Here is an 18392-nt window from a genome sequence, read left to right on the forward strand (position 1 = left end):
AGGGTAAGGGTGGGGGCAATCGCTGCCCCATCAGAAGTGTCGCAGGCCGAGCCGGGAACCCGTCCCGACGGGGTGTCGTCGGGCGGGGTGCCGGGACGGACCACCGGCCCGGCCTGCGATTCCGGTGTTACGAATAGACGGGTGCGAATTCCTTGGGCTTGGCCGCCCCCTGCTCCCAATAGGGTGACAGGCTGCGCAGCTTGGCGATGATGCCCGGCACCACGGCGATGACGTGGTCGATCTCGGCATCGGTGGTGTCGCGCGACAGCGAGAAGCGGGTGGCGCCGTGCGCCGCGGTGTAGGGCACGCCCATGGCGCGCATCACGTGGCTCGGCTCCAGCGATCCCGAGGTGCAGGCCGATCCGGAGGACGCGGCGATGCCCTGCTCGTTCAGCAGCAGCAGGATGGCCTCGCCCTCGATGAACTCGAAGGCGATGTTGCAGGTGTTGGGCAGCCGGTGCTCCGGGTTGCCGGTGACGAAGCAGGCTGGCACGGCGGCCAGGATCGCCTGTTCCAGCCGGTCGCGCTGCGCCTTCACCCGCGTGTTCTCCTCGCCCATGTGGGTGAGGGCGAGGTGGGCGGCGGCGCCCAGGCCGACGATGGCCGGCGCGTTCTCGGTGCCGGCGCGGCGCGAGCGTTCCTGGTGGCCGCCGCGCAGCATCGGGCGGAAGCGCAGGCCGCGCTTGACGTACAGCGCGCCGATGCCCTTGGGGGCGTGCAGCTTGTGGCCGGACAGCGACAGCATGTCGACGGCGCTGTCGGCGAGCTTCATCGGGATCTTGCCGACCGCCTGGACGGCGTCGGTGTGGAAGACGGCGCCGACCGCCTTGGCCATCTGCGCCAGTTCCTCGATCGGGAAGATCGTCCCGGTCTCGTTGTTGGCCCACATGATCGAGACGATGGCGACCTGATCCGACAGCGCCGCCCGGTAGGCGTCGATGTCGAGGTCGCCCCTGTTGTCCACCGGGATGCGGTGGATCTTGTAGTCGCGCTTCTTCTCCAGATAGTCGCAGAGCGCCAGCACGGCGGGGTGCTCGACCACGCTGGTGACGATCTCGCGCTTCTTCGGATAGGCCTCGATGATCGACAGGATCGCGGTGTTGTCGCTTTCCGTCCCGCCCGAAGTGAAGATGATCTCGCTGTCATGCGCAGCGCCCAGCAGGGCCTGGACCTGCTTGCGTGCCCATTCGATCTTGCCGCCGACCGCGGCGCCGAAGGCGTGCATCGAGGACGGGTTGCCGAAATGCTCGGTGAAGAGCGGCAGCATTTCCGCCAGCACGTCGGGGTCGACGCGGGTGGTGGCGTTGTTGTCGAGATAGACGCCCCGGTTGGGAACGGTCACGTTCGGAATGGTCATCGCCGGTTCCTCCCCTTAGCCCGCATGGGCCGGCATGAGGGACGCCGGCTTGACGCGGACGAATTCGCCGAGCGCCTCGACCAGCTTCATCTGCACGCCCATCATCGTGCCGGCCGACTGCGAACAGCCGGAGCAGGCACCGGTCAGCCGGACGTAGATGTCCTTGCCGTCGATGTCGACCAGTTCCACATCGCCGCCGTCGCGCTGGATCTGCGGGCGCATCTCCTCGATCGCGCCCATGATCGCCTGCATCCGCTGCACGTTGGTCAGCTTGGGCGCGGCGGCCGGTTCCGGCTTGGCCGGCAGCGGCTTGATGGCGTCGAGGCCGACGGTGCCGGGGGTGTGCTTCGCGGCGGGTTTCAGCGCGCCGGTCTTGGCCATCACCGCTTCCAGCACCTCCTCGATCTTCTCGTGGCAGGTCTGGCAGGAGCCGCCGGCCTTGGTGTAGTGGGTGACTTCCTCCAGCGAGGTCAGGCCATTGACGGTCACCGCGCGCTCGATCATCGCGGCGTCGACGCCGAAGCACTTGCAGATCAGTTCGCCTTCCTCGTGGTCGTCGACCCACTCCTCGCCCTTGTAGTTGGCGATGGCGGCGCGCAGCGCCTCGGCGCCCATGACCGAGCAGTGCATCTTCTCCGGCGGCAGGCCGCCGAGATACTCGGCGATGTCGCGGTTGGTCAGGACCAGCGCCTCGTCCACCGTCTTGCCGATGATCATCTCGGTCAGCGCCGAGGAGGAGGCGATGGCCGAGCCGCAGCCGAAGGTCTGGAACTTGGCGTCCTGGATGATCTGGGTGTCGGGATCGACCTTCAGCATCAGACGCAGCGCGTCGCCGCAGGTGATGGAGCCGACCTCGCCCACCGCGTTGGCGGTTTCCAGGACACCGGAGTTCTTCGGGTTGAAGAAGTGTTCCTTGACCTTGTCGGTGTAGTTCCACATGTCGCTGCTGCCTTTCCGTGGGGGCGCGCCTAGGGGAAGAGCTGTCCGGGGGGATCAGTGGACCCAGTCAGTGGGTCGAGTAGGGAGCCGAAGACCCGCAACTGGACGAGGACGTGGAGCAGGAGCCGCCGCCTTCCCCACTCGCCGAGAAGGACTTGCCGCAGCCGCAGCTGCTGGTCGCGTTCGGGTTGTCGAACTTGAAGCCGGAGCCTTCGATGCCCTCGACGAAATCGACGACCACGCCGGACAGGAAGGGCTGGCTGTTGGCGTCGACGAAGATGGTGACGGGACCGAAGCTGAGCACCGTGTCGTCGTCGCCGGCCGCCGCCTCCAGGCCCATCTGGTATTTCAGGCCGGCGCAGCCGCCGTCGGTCACGGCGATGCGCAAGCCGGCGGCTGCACCGCCCGACTTCACCAGGACCTGTTCCAGGGTGGAAACCGCCGCATCCGTCAGTGTCACCATGTCCCGCCTCCTCAAGCCGCGCTGCCGGGGGTGCCGGCCAATCTGACGAGGAGTACAGCAAGAGGTGTGCCAATATCGTAAGTTATTGAATTCAAAAGAATGTCGTATTGGGATGGCTTGGCGATAGTCCGACAAAGCTTCGTGCACAAATGTTTTTGTCGGCTTTGGCGCGTGTCGGCTTTGCGACAGGTGCGACACTTCGCCGCGCAAAATTATTGTGGTCTTTCCGCGGGCCCGCGCGCGTACCATGAGGCGTCGTCGGTGCATCGGATGGTTGATTTTCTCAACAGAAAATCGAAGCAGCGGAAAGGTGAGGAATGAGATGAGCGACGAGCCGATCGAACTCAGAATGTCGAACGGCCGCATGGCGTTCGGCGACGTGCCCGAACAGATCGACGACATGCTGCAGGAGGCGGTGAAGGCCCGCGACGTCCCGGACGCCTGCGAGGCGCTGCTGTGGGAGGCCCATCGCGCCGGGCCGCGCGTGCTGCCGGTCTTCTACGCGCTCTATAAATTCTACTTCAACCGCAAGAAGCTGGCGGAGGCGGAGCGGGTGGCCCGCATCGGGCTGGATGCCGCGGCGCTCCAGGGCGGCTTTTCCGCCGACTGGTCGCAGCTGACCACCGGCTCCGCCGATTGGACGGCGGCCGGGCCGGCGCGTTTCTTCCTGTTCACCATGAAGGCGTTGGCCTTCATCGAACTGCGCCGCCACAACCGGGACAAGGCGCTGGCGATCCTTGCCAAGATGGCGGAGATCGACCCCGTGGATCAGGTCGGCTACGGCACCATCGCCGCGCTGGCCCGTGGCCTGGACGGCGGGTTGGATGGAGAGGGCGGGGCGGCGTAACGGCCCAGCTCATACAAAAGCAGCCCCATAAAAAAAGTCCCCCGGCCCAGGGGGGAACCGGGCCGGGGGCAGCGGGGATTTGCGTCTCACGACGCACTCACGACGCGCTCTCACGTCGAGAGGGACTGCGGCTCCGCCGGGGCAGCGGGGCCGCAAACCGGTCAGGCGGCGACGGACTCCAGGGCCGGGTAGTCGGTGTAGCCCTTGGCGTCGCCGCCGTAGTAGGTGGTGCGGTCCGGCTCGGCCAGCGGCGCATCGGCACGGAAGCGCAGCGGCAGGTCCGGGTTGGCGATGAAGGGCTCGCCGAAGCTGACCGCGTCGGCCTCGCCCTTGGCGAGCGCCGCAGCGGCGTCGCCGCGGCTGTAGCCGCCATTCAGGATGAACGGTCCCTTGAACGCGGCGCGCAGGGCGGATGCCACATGCGGCGCGCCGTCCGGCGGAGCCATATGGTGGCCGGGCTGCCCTTCGATCACATGCAGATAGGCGAGGTTGAAGGGGTTCAGGGCCTTGGTGACCGCCAGGAAATGCGGCAGCGGGTCGCTGTCGCCCATGTCGTTGAACACGCCGGTCGGCGACAGGCGGACGCCGATGCGGCCGGCGCCGACGGCATGGGCCGTGGCTTCCAGGATCTCCAGCAGGAAGCGGCAGCGGTTCTCCACCGTCCCGCCATACTGGTCGGTGCGGGTGTTGGTGCGGTCGCGCAGGAACTGGTCGATCAGGTAGCCGTTGGCCGCGTGGATCTCGACGCCGTCCAGGCCGGCATCGTACACGGCGCGCTTGGCCGCGTCGGCGAAGTGGCGGACCAGACCGGGGATTTCGGCGGTCTCAAGGGCGCGCGGCACCGGGAAGGGCTCCATGCCCGCACCGGTGTAGAGCTGGCCCTTCGCCGCGATGGCCGAGGGGGCGACCGGGACGGCGCCGTTCGGCTGGAAGCGTTGATGGGAGATGCGGCCGACATGCCAGAGCTGGGTGACGATCCGCCCGCCGGCATCGTGAACCGCGTCCGCCACCACGCGCCAAGCCAGCGTCTGGGCATCGGTGTGGATGCCCGGCGTGCTGGGATAGCCCTGGGCGGTGTCGCAGACCTGCGTCGCCTCGGTGATGATCAGGCCAGCCGAGGCGCGCTGGGCATAATATTCGGCGGTCAGCGCGGTCGGGCAGTTGCCTTCGCCGGCGCGGCTGCGGGTCATCGGCGCCATGACGACGCGGTTCGGCAGCTCGATCGCGCCGAGGCGCAAGGGAGTGAACAGGTCCGGGGCGGCCTGCGTATCGTTGCGGCTCGTATCGCTGATCTGCGGCATGGCGGAAATAACCCCCTGTTGGGCAATCGGCTTTCTGGGTGGCCGGCTTGTATGTATGTGAGTACATACTTGAACCTCAGGCTGCCGCTTGTCAAGTATGTATCTGCATACTTATTATCGGGCCGGCGGGATCGACGGGGAGGAGCGGGTTTTGGACTCACGCAAGGATGCCGATGGCTGTTGCCCCGGCAATGGCGTCGGCGACGGCAGCTGTGACGGGGGAGCGCGCAAGCGCGACCGCGCCGCGACCGAGAGCGCCCTGCTCGACGCCGCCAAGGCGGTGTTCGCCGAGCGCGGCTTCGATGCGGCGACCACGCGCGAGATCGCCGGGCGGGCCGGGGTCAACGAACAGCTGATCCAGCGCTATTTCTCCGGCAAGAGCGGATTGCTGCTGGCGGTGGTGGAGCATTATTGGCGCGAGGAATCGGGCGGCTGCGACATGCCGCCGCCGGACGAGGATCTGGAGACCGACCTTGCCCGTTTCCTGCACGCGCAGCTGAAGCACAGCTGGAAATGCCGCGACTTCACCCGCGTGGTGCTGGCCCGCGCGCTGGTCGATCAGGCGGTGGCGGACGAGATGGCCCGCACCCTGTCGCAAAGCCGCATCCCCTGCCTGCTGAAGCGTCTGGAGGGCCATCGCGACCGCGGCGCCATCGCCGCCGATGCCGACATCGTCAATGTGGCAGCCGGGATCGCGACGCTCAGCTTCGGGCTGGGCTTCCTCGACCAGGTCGTGTTCGGCCGCGACGATGCCGGCATCTGCGCCATGGTCGGCACGCTGGCCCATACCATCGCCCACGGCCTGACGCCGCGCCAACCGCTACCCTGAGTTACTCCGCGGCGGCAGCGGCGCGGGTGGTGGAGCGGTGGCTGTGGACCGCATCGGCGGTGAAGACGGCGAGCGCCACCCAGATACAGGCGAAGGTGATGGTGTGGCTGCGGGTGAAGGCCTCGCCATAGACCAGCACGCCCAGCAGGAGCTGGCCGATCGGCCCGACATATTGCAGCAATCCCATGGTGGTCAGCGTCAGCCGCGCAGCACCGATCATGAACAGCACCAGCGGCACCGCGGTCATCGGCCCGGCCAGCACCAGAAGGGTGCTTTCCCCCCAGCCATGCCCGAAGGCGCCGTCGCCGCCCAGCCACAGCAGATAGCCCAATGCCGCCGGCAGCAGCAGGGCGGTTTCCACCAGAAGCCCGATCACCGGATCGATCGCCGCCTTCTTGCGCACCAGGGCGTAGAAGCCGAAGGACAGCGCCAGCGACAGGGCCACCCAGGGCACGGCGCCGTAGCTGACGACGAGGCTGCCGACCCCGGCCCCGGCGATGGCGACCGCCAGCATGCGGCCGCGGCTGAGCCGTTCGTTGAGGAACAGAACGCCCAGCAGGACATTGACCAGCGGATTGATGAAGTATCCCAGGCTGGCCTCGACCAGCCGGCTGTTCACCACCGCCCAGATGAACACGGTCCAGTTGATGGTGACCAGCAGGGTGGTGATCACCAGCACGCCCAGCCTGCGCCAGTTTCCCACCGCGGCGACGACGGCCGCCGGTCCGCGGGTCGCCAGCACGATGGCGCCGACCAGCACCACCGTCCACACCACGCGGTGCGCGACGATCTCCACCGCCCCGACACCGCCCAGCGATTTGAAGAAGACCGGGTTGACCAGCCCCCAGATCAGGTATGAGGCCAGCGCCGCGGCAAACGCCGCGGTTGTGGAGGTCGGGGCCTTGGCGGGCGGCGAGGTCTGAACCATACCGTCGGTTTAGCACATTGTTTGTGCAACTCGGCAGCGGGGGGCCGGGCATGGCCGGGCTGCGCGGCCGGCATCGCTGGGTGGCGGAACTATGGCGCCAGCAGACGTTCGCTGCTCATCATCCGGTCGGTCCAATGGACATGCGGCTCGAAACGTCGCTCGAACAGCCGCCACATGCCGGGTTGGCCGCTACCCGTCTCGATGACGGCGACCGCATCGCCGCCATGGCGCGCGGCCAACCGTTCCGCTCCCTCGGCATAGGCGCCCATCAGCCAAGCGCGGCGATCGAAGGGTGGGCGGACCCAGCCGACGGGAAAGAACCAGCGCGACAGGTCCGGCTGATGCACGCACAGCGCCCAGCCGACGATTTCGTCCCCTGCGTCAGCCCCGTCGCCGGCCTGGCCGCCGGCTGCGCCGATGACCAGCGACAGGTCGGGGTCGAGCATGGCGCGCCAATGCGAGGGCTGGGCCCAGGCCGGCGCTTCGTTGCGGCCGGTGGCGAGCGCTTCGGCCTCCGCTCCGCGTTCCCGCCAGGACCATAGCCGCAAGCCTTCCGCCTTCATGCGCGTCATCAGCGAGTCGCGGTCTCGGAAAACCGCCACGGTGTCGCGAACGGCACCGCAGATGCGTAGCCGCGATGGTTCGGGAGGAGGCCAGCCGGCGGCGCGCAAGGTCGCGGTGAAAGCGTCGGCAGCCGGCAGGCGGCTGGAATAGCTGACAGCCAGGTGCCGGACGCCCAGCGCCGGCAGGGCCTGTTCCAGCGCCGCCAGCAGTCGCAGCGCCAATCCGTGCCTGCGCCAGGGCCGGGCGACGCTCAATGACAGCAGCGTCTGCTCTCCCGCCTCCAGAGGCCGGCCCGGCGAAACCGCGGACAGGGTGAGGCCGGCCGGGCGGTCTCCATCCCAGGCGGCGACGGCGCAGGGCCGGCACAGCCGCCTCGCATCCGGGTCGGCGAGCGACAGGAGCGAGCGGTAGGAGGCCCAGGTCAGCGGAGCCAAGGCGTCGGCCTCGTCCAGGGAGACCGGACGGATGATTTCTCGCTGGGGGTGCATCGGTTTCATTCCTGCGCCGCCGAAAACACCGTGCCTGTTAGCGCAATATTATTTCAGCTTGTCGGGCCGTCTATTGCCCGTATATAGCGATCCTATTGCCGCGTCTATGCTTGCCGAACCGCTGCATCGATACGGTTTCAGCTTCTAAGTAATTTTGGAAAGGTGGCTTATGACTTCGCAAGCTGGTGCCGATCCGCTGCTGCAACTCCGCCGTCAAGCCGAGGCCGCCCTGGTGGATCGGGCGCAGTCCGACGCTGCATTTCGTGCTTTGCTGGTCAGGGACCCGCATGCAGCGCTGAAGACCCTGTTGGGCACCGATCCGATACCCGGCTTGGCGATCAAGGTGGTGGAGGAACAGCCCGGCGAAATGACCCTGGTCCTGCCCGCCACCGATCAGAGCGAGCTGCCGGACGATCTGCTGGACCTCGCCTCGGGCGGGATCAAATTTTCCGCCTTCATCCAGCACGGCCCGAACAACATACCGCAGAAGCCGAAGGCGTAACGGCGCGAATGCGAAAAGCCCCGCCGAAGCGGGGCTTTTCCATTCCAGCCAAGAGCCGTGGCGCCGTCAGGCAGCGGCGCTGGCGACACCCTTGTCGGCCATCAGGGTCTGCAACTCGCCCGATTCGTACATCTCGCGGACGATGTCGCAGCCACCGACCAGCTCGCCCTTGACGTAGAGCTGCGGGAAGGTCGGCCAGTTCGAGTATTCCTTCAGACCCTGGCGCAGGCCCGGATCCTCCAGGATGTTGACGCCCTTGAACTTGACGCCGGTGTGGCTCAGCACCTGGACGACGGCGGCGGAGAAGCCGCATTGCGGGAACACCGGGGTCCCCTTCATGTAGAGCACGACATCGTTGTTCTTGATGTCCTGCTCGATGCGCTCGACGACGTTCTGATCGACCATGACTTGGATAACCCTTCCGATGCGGTCCGGCGGCGCCGGAGCCTTGTCCATTGCGACGTGTGTTCAGGCGCCTTCCGGCAGGGCGGTGGTCAGCGCCAAGGCGTGCAGTTCGCCGCCCATCCTGCCCTGCAGGGCGGCATAGACCATCTGGTGCTGCTGCACCCGGCTCTTGCCCTTGAAGGCGGCGGAGGTGACGAGCGCGGCATAGTGGTCGCCATCGCCGCGCAGGTCCGCGATCTCCACGATCGCGTCCGGGATGCCTTCCTTGATGAGCTTTTCGATCGTGGCGGCTTCCATCGCCATGGGTACGGTCCTCGCTCTGTTCAGGATTGCCCCGCCCGGGCACATGCTTCTCGAGATAGAGTAGGTGCGGCCGGGCCGTTTGTCATCCACCGGCAAGTAATTGCCGCCCTGCGGAAGACGCCGTAACGGCCCGGTTCCCCCACGGTCAACACGGGCGTCCGCTCACTCGCCGAACACGCGCTTGAACACCGTGTCGACATGCTTGGTGTGGTAGGTCATGTCGAACATCGGCTCCAGCTTGTCGCGGCCGATATGCCTGGCGATGTCGGCGTCGTTCGACAGCAGGTCCAGGTAGTTGCCGCCCTTCTCCCACACCTGCATGGCGTTGCGCTGCACCGCCTTGTAGCTGTCCTCGCGGCTCATCCCGGCCTGGGTCAGCGCCAGCAGCACCCGCTGCGAGAAGACCAGCCCGCCCAGATCGTCCAGGTTCTTCTGCATGCGCTCCGGATAGACCACCAGCTTGTCCATCATGCCGGTCAGTCGCACCAGGGCGAAGTCGAGCGTGACGGTGGCGTCGGGGCCGATCATGCGCTCGACAGAGCTGTGCGAGATGTCGCGCTCGTGCCACAGCGCGACGTTCTCCAGCGCCGGGACGACGGCCGACCGCACGATGCGGGCCAAACCGGTCAGGTTCTCCGACAGGACCGGGTTGCGCTTGTGCGGCATCGCCGACGAGCCCTTCTGGCCGGGGTGGAAATACTCCTCCGCCTCACGCACCTCGGTGCGCTGCAGATGGCGGATTTCCGTCGCCAGATTCTCGACGCTCGACGCGATCACCCCCAGCACGGAGAAGAAGAAGGCGTGGCGGTCGCGCGGGATGACCTGGGTCGACACCGGCTCCACCGACAGCCCCAGCTTGGCGGCGACATGCTCCTCCACGCGCGGGTCGATGTTGGCGAAGGTGCCGACGGCGCCGGAGATGGCGCAGGTGGCGATGTCCTTGCGCGCCTCGACCAGACGCTCGCGCCCGCGGGCGAAGGCGGCGTAATGCCCGGCCAGCTTCAGGCCGAAGGTCGTCGGCTCGGCATGGATGCCGTGGCTGCGGCCGATGGTGACCGTGTCCTTGTGCTCGTAGGCCCGGCGCTTCAGCGCCGCCAGCAGGGCGTCCATGTCGGCCAGCAGCAGGTCGGCGGCCTGGGTCAGCTGGACGGCCAGGCAAGTGTCCAGCACGTCCGACGAGGTCATGCCCTGATGGACGAAGCGGGCCTCCGGTCCGACATATTCGGCGAGGTTGGTCAGGAAGGCGATGACGTCGTGACGGGTCTCGCGCTCGATCTCGTCGATGCGGTCGATCTCCCACTTGCCACGCTCCCACACGGCCTTGGCAGCCTCCTTCGGGATCACGCCCAGCTCGGCCTGCGCGTCGCAGGCGTGCGCCTCGATCTCGAACCAGATGCGGAAGCGGTTTTCCGGCTCCCAGATGCGGGCCATCTCTTGGCGGGTATAGCGGGGGATCATCGGCACTCTCCGGAGGATACGGGCGCTGGATTGAGGTGGGGCGGCAGATCTCGCGGCAGATTTCATAGCACGCGCGCGCGACCATAGCGGTGCCGGGAGGCGTTTTAAAGCCTTGCGATGAACGGGCTCCCCGCCCGTCGAACCTGCTTCTCCCGCCGCCCGGCCTTGGTCGGGCGACGGGCGTGGTCGCGGAGCCGCGTCTGCATCGTTCCGATTGGCTTGCAGTTGAATCCCTGAGGTTACTAAGCAACACTCGTACAGCGCATCGAGGGCCGGGCTTCCCGGTTTGCGCGAAGCCCATCCGAAGGGAGCCCTTCTTGCCCGACCCTGTCGCCGAGCTGGCCCGTGCGCCGTCGCGCCAGTCCGACGAGGCCCGGCTGTACCGCCTGCAGTTCCTGGCGTCGATGGCGCTGGTTTCGGCGCTCGTCCTCGGGCTCGGCTTCTACTTCGTCTGGCAGCATTGGACCGACCTGGAGCACGACCTGCGGCAGAGCGAGGCGCGCTACGTCGAGGAGCAGCGGCAGGCCCTGGTGCAGGAGGTGGAGAACGCGCAGTCCTATCTCGCCTACATGCGCTCGCGCGTTGAACCGGTTCTGAAGGAGCAGCTGCGCGCCCAGGTCGGCGAGGCCCATGCCATCGCCCGCAGCGTCCATGGCCGCGAAAAGGACATCCTGCCGGAGAGGTCGGTGAAGGAGTCGATCAAGGAGACGCTGCGGCCGCTGCGCTTCTCCGGCGGGCGCGGCTACTACTTCATCAACGACCTGAACGGTGGGGCGGTGCTGATGCCGATCGACCCGTCTTGGGAGGGACGATCACCCTTGGCGGAGTCCGATCCGCAGGGAGCCGCGGTGGTGCGCGAACTGATGCGGGCGGTCCAGGACCCCGGCCTGGGCGGTTTCGCCCGCTACCGCTGGCGCATGCCGGACGGCCCGACGCGAACGGTCGACAAGCTGGCCTTCGTCCGCCGGTTCGAGCCCTACGACTGGGTGATCGGCGCCAGCGACTCGCTGGACGCGGTGGAGGCACGGCTGCAGCACGAGTCGCTGGAGCGGCTGCGGGCTTTCCGCTTCGGCGAGACCGGTCATATCGGCGTGCTGCGCCAGGACGGGCAAGTGCTGTTGTCGCCCACCGCCCCGGCGTCGGAGGGAATGAAGGCCCACGACCTGCCGTGGAGCACCGAACGCGACCTCGTCACCCGCCTGCTGGACCTCGGGCGCCAGGGCGGCGGGGATCTGCGCTACGACTGGATCCATCCGGTCACCGCGCGGCCGACGCCGAAGATGGCCTATGTCTCGGCGCCCGGCGTCTGGGGCTGGATCCTGGTGGCCGGCTTCTACGTCGACGATGTCGGCAAGGAGATGGAGGCCCGCCGCGCGGAGATCAGCCGCGGTGTCGACCGGCGGGTCTGGACCACCGTCGCGGTGCTGGGCGTGGCGCTGGCCGCATCGGTCGGCATGTCGTGGCTGGTCACCGGCTGGATCCGGCGCATCGTCGGCAGCTACCAGCTCCGGGCCCGGCACAGCGACCGCATGCTGCGTGAACGGGCGCGCCAGCTCTATCTCGCCAATTTCTTCGTCGACCATGTCTCCGAGATCGTCGTGCTGGCCGACGCCGGCCTGCGCATCGCCTACATCAACCCCTTCGGCCGCAAGATGCTGGGCGTGACGCCGGAGGAGACGGGGCAGGCCGACCTGCTGAAGCGCTTCGCCGCCGAGGGCGAGGATGCCGCCGGCCATTACGAGACCATCTATCGCACCGCCGACGGCCGCATGCTGGAGCTCGAGGTCACCGCCAGCCGGATCAGCTACGAGGGCGACGTCTATTACTCCGCCATCGCCCGCGACATCGGCGAGCGCAAGCGGGCGGAATGGCAGCTGCGGCTGTCCGCCAAGGTGTTCGAAAACGCGGCGGAAGGCATGTTCGTCGCCAACGAACACCGGCAGATCGTCGCCGCCAACAATGCCTTCGTCCGCATCACCGGCTATGAGCGGGAGGAGGTGCTGGGCCGCGGCCCGGAATTCCTGCGCTCCGACTGCAATCCGCCGGGCTTCTACGAGGAACTGTGGGCGCAGCTGCGCGCCGACGGCCATTGGGCCGGCGAGATCTGGAGCACCCGCAAGAGCGGCGAAGTGTTTCCGGAATGGCTGAGCGTCACGCTGGTCAGGAACGAGGACGGCGCCGCCGCCAACTACATCGCCGCCTTCACCGACGTCACCGAAACCCGCGCGCAGGAGGAACGCATCCGTCATCTGGCGCAGTTCGACTTCCTGACCGACCTGCCCAACCGCTTCCTGCTGCGCGACCGGCTGGAACGCGCCATGCTGTCCGCCGGGCGCCACGGCAGCAAGTTGGGGCTGTTGTTCGCCGATCTCGACCGTTTCAAGACCATCAACGACAGCCTGGGCCATCAGGTCGGCGACGGCCTTCTGCGCGAGGTGGCGAAGCGGCTGACCACCACCGTGCGGGCCAGCGACACGGTCAGCCGGCAGGGTGGCGACGAGTTCATCATCCTCATCAGCGACATGGACAGCCCCGATGCCGCCGGCATCGTCGCGCGCAAGGTGCTGCACGCCCTGTCGGAGCCCTACGTGATCGACGGCCACGCGTTGCAGGTCACGCCTTCCATCGGCATCGCGATCTATCCCGACGACGGCACCGGCATCGACAGCCTGCTGAAGAGCGCGGACATGGCGATGTACGCCGCCAAGAAGGCCGGCGGCGCCACCTACCAGTTCTTCACGCCGGAACTGAACCGTCGCGCGTCGGACCGGATGTGGACCGAGAACAACCTGCGCCGAGCGCTGGCCAACGACGAGCTGGAACTGCATTTCCAGCCGCAGTTCTCGCTGGACGGCCGCCTGCTGATCGGGGCGGAGGCGCTGGTGCGCTGGCGCCAGCCCGACGGCACGCTGATCATGCCCGGACAGTTCATCCCGGTGGCCGAGGATACCGGCCTGATCCTGCCGCTGGGCGACTGGGTGCTGGGCGAGGCCTGCCGCCGCGCCGCGGAACTGCTGCGCCACCGGACCCTGCTGATCGCCGTCAACCTGTCGGCAGTCCAACTGCGCCGCCCCGGACTGGCGGAGCGGGTGGCGGGCTGCCTGTCGGCCTTCGGCATCCCGCCGTCGGCGCTGGAACTGGAGGTGACGGAAAGCGTCCTGATGGACGAGTCCGACCTGGTGTCGGAAACCTTCTCCCGGCTGCGCGGGATGGGCGTGTCGCTCGCCATCGACGATTTCGGCACCGGCTATTCCTCCCTGGCCTATCTGAAGCGCTTCCGCGTCGACAAGCTGAAGATCGACCGCAGCTTCGTCAGCGGCCTGTGCGCCGGCAATCCGGACAGTGGCGCCATCATCGAGGCGATCACCGGCATGGCCCGGTCCTTGCGCATGCAGACGCTGGCCGAGGGGGTGGAGACGGAGGAGCAGTACCAGTGCCTCGCCAAGCTGGGCTGCGACCAGGGCCAGGGGTATCTGCTGGGTCGTCCGATGCCTTACGACGACTTCCTGGCTTTTGTCCGGCGCGAGGCCCGTGCGCCCGAGCCACGGCTGGCGGAGACGGTGGAATAGGGCGAGGGCTCGCCCGCGCCTCATCCGTATCGCAGCAGCCGCGTCCCATTCGCCTTCAGCCAGGCTCGCGGCCAATCGACATTCCGGCCGGCGGTCAGGCTGGCGCACAGCGCCCAGAAGCGCGCGGAATGGTTCATCTCGCGCAGATGCGCCACCTCATGGCCGACGACATAGTCCAGCACCGCTTCCGGCGTCAGGATCAGGCGCCAGGAGAAGGACAGCCGGCCGGTGGAGGAACAGCTGCCCCAGCGGCTCTTGGTATCGCGGATGGTGACGGCGGCGACGCGGGCGCCGATGCTCCCGGCCTTGAGGCGGGCGCGGACCGCCAACTCGCGCTTGGCCTCGGCGGTCAGGAAATCGCGGATGCGGCGGGAGACATGCTCCGGCTGGCCGCCGACCAGCAGCACGCCGTCCTCGATCCGGGTCGGGCCGCGCAGGGCCGGGTCATGACGGATGACATGCTCGACGCCGAGATAGGGCACGCTGGCGCCGTCGGCGAAGGGCAGGGAAGGCGGCATCGCCGCCAGCCGCGCCCGCAGCCAGCCGTCATGCCGGCCGACGAACTGGCGGGCGTCGGTTTCCGACACGCCGACCGGCACCACCACCTGGACCAGCCCGCGGCCGGGATCGACCCGCAGGGTCATGCGGGTCGCACGCGCGCTCTCGCGCAGTTCCAGCGGCATCGGCAGGCCGGATATCTCCAGCGCCCGCGGAGGCTGGGGCGGCGGGGCGGCGGATCGCCTGCGGCGACGCGGCAGGGCGGGAAGGGGGGAGGGGCGGCGTTGCACCATGGCGTCTTATAGCGCGGGCACCGCCGGATGCGGAAGCATCCTCGGCCGGTCGTCGCAACGGCGGAACGGTGCAGCTTCGGCTTTAAGCATTAGGGCCTTCGAACGAACCTAGGCCATGGGGTTGACTGAGGTCACATTTGACACGATCGATCGGAGCACAAGATAAAGCAGTGGTAACGCGGTGGTCGGAACCTCCCGTTTCGCCGCAAGGTCCGTCGCCGGTTTCCCTATGGTTTCGTCTTCCCCGTAGTCTAACCGAGTATAGGCCGATGCCCCTCATCCAAGGACCGACCCTGACGCGTGAGGATTGGCTGGATGCCCTGCTGTCGGTCGACGGCACTCCTCGAGCGCTGCTCGATGACGGCGGGCGCCTGCTGGTGGCGAATCGTGCCTTTGCCGAACGTTTCGGCCTTGCGCCGGACGCGGTGGAAGGGCGGACCCTGGCGGAGGCCGGGCTGCCGGCCGATGTTGCGGACGGGATCGACGGGCTTTGGCGCCAGGTGATGGCGACCGGCATACCGGGCAGCGCCGCTGGTCCGCTTCCAGGCTTGGGGTGTGCGCTGGCGCTGACGCCGGTTCCGGATGCGGACGGCAGGGTCCATGCGGTGGCTCTGGTCGCCGATGCGCGGGCCGCCGCCCTTGCCGAGGCCCGGGCGGAGACGGCGCAGGCCAGGGCCGACGCCGAGCGGGCCCGCACCGCCAAGGGGAAGTTCCTGTCGGCGGCCAGCCACGACCTGCGCCAGCCCTTCCAGGCGATGCACCTGTTCCACCATCTGCTGAGCGGCCGGCTGACCGATCCCGCGTCCATCGAACTGGCGAACAAGCTGGAGCAGTCGATCATCGGCGGCGAGACCCTGCTGCGTGCCCTGCTTGACGTGTCGGCGTTGGAGGCCGGGCTGGTCATCGCCAAGCCCCAGATCTTCCCGATCAACGACCTGCTCGCCAAGATGCTGGAGGAGTTCGGGTCCGAGGCGGAGACCAAGGGGCTGCGCTTCAACGTCCACCCGCTCGACGCCGAGGTGACGAGCGATCCCGCGCTGATGGAAAGGCTGCTGCGGCCGATCCTGGCCAACGCCCTGCGCTACACGCTGAAGGGCGGCATCCTGCTGGCGGCGCGGCGGCGCGGCGGCAATCTGAGGGTCGAGGTGTGGGATAGCGGCGTCGGGATCGATCCGTCCAACCATGCCGCGATCTTCGAGGACTTCCACCAACTCGGCAATCCCGGACGCGACCGCAAGCAGGGGCTGGGCCTCGGCCTCGCCATCGTGCGGCGGCTGGCGCAGGTGCTGGGGCATCCGGTGACGGTGCGCTCCAAACCCGGCAAGGGCTCCGTTTTTGCGGTGGAGGTGCCGCTGGCCGGCAACGACGGCGACCGCTCGGGGGATGAGTCGGCCGACAGCGAGCCTGAACCGGCGGCCGGTCAGTCCGCTTCCGCCGGAGGCGGCGATCCCGTGGTGGCAGGCACGGTGCTGGTGATCGAGGATGACGCCATGCAGTTGGAAGGGATCGGGCTGCTGCTGCGGGGCTGGGGCTATGCCGTCATCCCCGCGCGCGGCATCGTCGAGGCCTGTGCCGGGCTGGACGGCGGTGCCGCGGCCCCCGATCTGGTGCTGTCCGACCTGCGCCTGTCGGGGCCGGAAACCGGCATCGACGCCATCCAGGCAGTGCGTGCCCGTTGCGGCCGGCGGGTGCCGGGGGTGATCGTCACCGGCGACACCGATCCCGACCGGCTGCGCAGCGTCGACCGCAGTGGTTTTTCCCTGGTCCACAAACCCTGTGATCCTGCCGCCTTGCGACGTCTGCTCAGCCGCTTGAAAGCCGGGAGAAGCCCCGCTCCCGCCAGCCTGAAATCGCCGGACGCGGTTTGGCAGCGTTAGCCGTTCCGCGCCGGCTTGCTTTCGCTCCGCAACATTTGGGCCGAGTCGCTTTTCACGTCATAAAACTGTAATGCGGCGTCTTGACAGAGTTTGGTATGCGTGCGCAGTGTGACGATTAGAGCAACCAAACAGTTTCGGAAGCGATCATCGTGTCGCCGGTCTTTTTCGCGAACGCATACAACGCCTGCAAATGGCGCTCGATGCGTCTGCCACCAAAACTTCACGAAAACGTCGCGGGACGGCAACCCGTTGCCCTCATGACAACCGCGCACCATACCGGGACAGGGAGACCCACCGCATGTTGACCCGCCGCAAGCTTGCCCTCCTGACGGGCGCCGCCGCCACCTCCGCCCTGCTGTTCGCCGCCGCCCTGCCGGGCGCCGCGCTGGCACAACAGAAGACGGTGGTCGATTTCTGGCACGGCCTGCCGCAGCCGCTCGGCGGCCAGCTGGAGCAGATCGTCAAGGACTTCAACGACAGCCAGCAGGCGGTCCAGGTCAACGCCTCCTACAAGGGCAGCTATCCGGAGACGATGCAGGCGGCCATCGCCGCCTTCCGCGCCGGCAACGCGCCGCACATCGTGCAGATGTTCGAGGTCGGCACCGCCACCATGATGGCCGCCGGCCCGGCGGTGAAGCCGGTCTACCAGCTGATGCAGGAGACCGGGGCGTCCTTCGACGCCAACGCCTACATCCCGGCGGTGAAGGGCTATTACTCGTCCAAGGACGGGAAAATGATGGCGCTGCCGTTCAACAGCTCCACCGCCATCATGTTCTACAACAAGGACGCCTTCCAGAAGGCCGGCCTCGACCCGGCCAAGCCGCCGGCGACCTGGCCGGAACTGGTCGACGCGGCGAAGAAGCTGAAGGCGTCGGGATCGAGCTGCCCCTTCACCACCTCCTGGCCGACCTGGGTGCAGCTCGAGCAGCTGGGCGCCATCCACAACACTCCCTTCGCCAGCCAGGCCAACGGCTATGGCGGCCTGAACGCCGAGCTGAAGATCGACGCCCCGCTCTACGTCAAGCATGTCCAGACGCTGATCGACATGCAGAAGGACGGGCTGTTCAAGTATGGCGGCCGCGACAACAAGCCGGACGCCCTGTTCCCGTCGGGCGAGTGCGCGATGATCCAGGGGTCGTCCTCCCTGCGCAGCCGCATCCTGAAGGAGGCGACCTTCGCCTGGGGCGCCGCGCCGCTGCCCTACTGGCCGGAATTCGCCAACAACGACCCGAAGAACGGCATCATCGGCGGCGCCGCCTTCTGGGTGATGACCTCGCCCAAGCGCACGCCCGCCGAATACAAGGCGGTGTCGCAGTTCTTCACCTATCTGGCCAAGCCCGAGGTCGACGCCAAGTGGCACATGGACACCGGCTATGTCCCGGTGACGCTGAAGGGCATCGAGATCGCCAAGGCCCAGGGCTATTACGAGAAGAACCCCGGCGCCGACGTGCCGGCGGCGCAGCTGACCCGGACGCCGACCACCGAGAACAGCATGGGCCTGCGCCTGGGCAACCTGCCGGAAATCCGCAACATCATCCAGGAAGAGCTCGAGAAGGCCTTCCAGGGCCAGCAGGACGCCAAACAAGCGCTCGACGCCTCGATCAAGCGCGGCAATACCGTGCTTCGCAACTTCGAGCGTGCCAACAAGGGTTGATTGGCCGAACCACGCCATCCCCTCTCCCCCCCGGGGAGAGGGTTAGGGTGAGGGGGATGCGCGGCGTGGCTTCGATCTGTTGAAGCGCGCCTCGCATACCCCCCAATCTACCCTATG

The 18392-nt window shown here is 67.7% G+C and carries 16 protein-coding genes; 6 read left to right on the top strand and 10 right to left on the bottom strand.

Features of this window, described 5'->3' with window-relative positions:
- Positions 1-127: 127 nt before the first annotated feature.
- The 3 genes from nifS to JHL17_RS27250 form a co-directional block, all read right to left on the bottom strand.
- On the bottom strand, positions 128-1357 hold the full coding sequence (gene nifS / locus JHL17_RS27240; protein WP_200197802.1) for a cysteine desulfurase NifS: 1230 nt from the start codon (positions 1355-1357) through the stop codon (positions 128-130).
- Positions 1358-1372: 15 nt separating this feature from the next.
- Positions 1373-2296: a Fe-S cluster assembly protein NifU gene (nifU, locus tag JHL17_RS27245; RefSeq protein WP_200197803.1), complete on the bottom strand. Its 924-nt coding sequence runs from the start codon at positions 2294-2296 to the stop codon at positions 1373-1375.
- Positions 2297-2363: 67 nt separating this feature from the next.
- On the bottom strand, positions 2364-2759 hold the full coding sequence (locus JHL17_RS27250) for a HesB/IscA family protein (protein WP_200197804.1): 396 nt from the start codon (positions 2757-2759) through the stop codon (positions 2364-2366).
- Between the two features lie 322 nt (positions 2760-3081).
- Between JHL17_RS27250 and JHL17_RS27255 the strand changes: the two genes are divergently transcribed.
- A complete protein-coding gene (locus JHL17_RS27255) occupies positions 3082-3606 on the top strand; it encodes a hypothetical protein (protein ID WP_200197805.1) in 525 nt (174 codons plus the stop codon).
- 161 nt (positions 3607-3767) lie between these two features.
- Here the strand turns inward: JHL17_RS27255 and JHL17_RS27260 are convergent, their stop codons facing one another.
- Positions 3768-4907 (bottom strand): alkene reductase, encoded by a 1140-nt coding sequence (locus JHL17_RS27260; protein ID WP_200197806.1) that lies wholly within the window; start codon positions 4905-4907, stop codon positions 3768-3770.
- A gap of 151 nt (positions 4908-5058) precedes the next feature.
- Between JHL17_RS27260 and JHL17_RS27265 the strand changes: the two genes are divergently transcribed.
- On the top strand, positions 5059-5736 hold the full coding sequence (locus JHL17_RS27265; RefSeq protein ID WP_200197807.1) for a TetR/AcrR family transcriptional regulator: 678 nt from the start codon (positions 5059-5061) through the stop codon (positions 5734-5736).
- 1 nt (position 5737) lies between these two features.
- Here JHL17_RS27265 and rarD read toward each other — a convergent pair whose 3' ends face one another.
- Together rarD and JHL17_RS27275 are read right to left on the bottom strand one after the other, a co-directional pair.
- Entirely contained in the window at positions 5738-6664 is a 927-nt protein-coding gene (rarD, locus tag JHL17_RS27270; RefSeq protein WP_200197808.1) for an EamA family transporter RarD, read from the bottom strand.
- Positions 6665-6753: 89 nt separating this feature from the next.
- Positions 6754-7716 carry a GNAT family N-acetyltransferase gene (locus JHL17_RS27275; RefSeq protein ID WP_200197809.1) on the bottom strand — a complete coding sequence of 321 codons (963 nt, stop codon included), beginning with the start codon at positions 7714-7716 and terminating at the stop codon, positions 6754-6756.
- A 169-nt stretch (positions 7717-7885) separates the two neighbouring features.
- Here JHL17_RS27275 and JHL17_RS27280 point away from each other — a divergent pair, with 169 nt between their 5' ends.
- Positions 7886-8218 (top strand): NHLP leader peptide family RiPP precursor, encoded by a 333-nt coding sequence (locus tag JHL17_RS27280; RefSeq protein WP_200197810.1) that lies wholly within the window; start codon positions 7886-7888, stop codon positions 8216-8218.
- 66 nt (positions 8219-8284) lie between these two features.
- Here JHL17_RS27280 and grxD read toward each other — a convergent pair whose 3' ends face one another.
- From grxD to purB, 3 genes are all read right to left on the bottom strand, one after another.
- Positions 8285-8623 carry a Grx4 family monothiol glutaredoxin gene (grxD, locus tag JHL17_RS27285; protein WP_200197811.1) on the bottom strand — a complete coding sequence of 113 codons (339 nt, stop codon included), beginning with the start codon at positions 8621-8623 and terminating at the stop codon, positions 8285-8287.
- A 63-nt stretch (positions 8624-8686) separates the two neighbouring features.
- Entirely contained in the window at positions 8687-8926 is a 240-nt protein-coding gene (locus JHL17_RS27290) for a BolA family protein (protein WP_200197812.1), read from the bottom strand.
- 162 nt (positions 8927-9088) lie between these two features.
- On the bottom strand, positions 9089-10384 hold the full coding sequence (gene purB, locus JHL17_RS27295) for an adenylosuccinate lyase (protein ID WP_200197813.1): 1296 nt from the start codon (positions 10382-10384) through the stop codon (positions 9089-9091).
- 317 nt (positions 10385-10701) lie between these two features.
- Between purB and JHL17_RS27300 the strand changes: the two genes are divergently transcribed.
- Positions 10702-13953 carry a bifunctional diguanylate cyclase/phosphodiesterase gene (locus tag JHL17_RS27300; protein ID WP_200197814.1) on the top strand — a complete coding sequence of 1084 codons (3252 nt, stop codon included), beginning with the start codon at positions 10702-10704 and terminating at the stop codon, positions 13951-13953.
- A 20-nt stretch (positions 13954-13973) separates the two neighbouring features.
- Here the strand turns inward: JHL17_RS27300 and JHL17_RS27305 are convergent, their stop codons facing one another.
- On the bottom strand, positions 13974-14744 hold the full coding sequence (locus JHL17_RS27305) for a M48 family metallopeptidase (RefSeq protein ID WP_200197815.1): 771 nt from the start codon (positions 14742-14744) through the stop codon (positions 13974-13976).
- Positions 14745-15013: 269 nt separating this feature from the next.
- On the opposite strand from JHL17_RS27305, the gene JHL17_RS27310 reads away from it, so the two are divergent.
- Both JHL17_RS27310 and ugpB read left to right on the top strand, forming a co-directional pair.
- Positions 15014-16621, top strand: a complete 1608-nt coding sequence (locus JHL17_RS27310; protein WP_200197816.1) for an ATP-binding protein — start codon at positions 15014-15016, stop codon at positions 16619-16621.
- 298 nt (positions 16622-16919) lie between these two features.
- The gene (gene ugpB / locus JHL17_RS27315) at positions 16920-18275 is read left to right on the top strand and encodes a sn-glycerol-3-phosphate ABC transporter substrate-binding protein UgpB (RefSeq protein WP_200197817.1); all 1356 of its coding nucleotides are present in this window, start codon (positions 16920-16922) and stop codon (positions 18273-18275) included.
- Positions 18276-18392: the final 117 nt, after the last annotated feature.

This window comes from Azospirillum endophyticum, from assembly GCF_016595245.1.
Taxonomy (GTDB): Bacteria; Pseudomonadota; Alphaproteobacteria; order Azospirillales; family Azospirillaceae; genus Azospirillum; species Azospirillum endophyticum.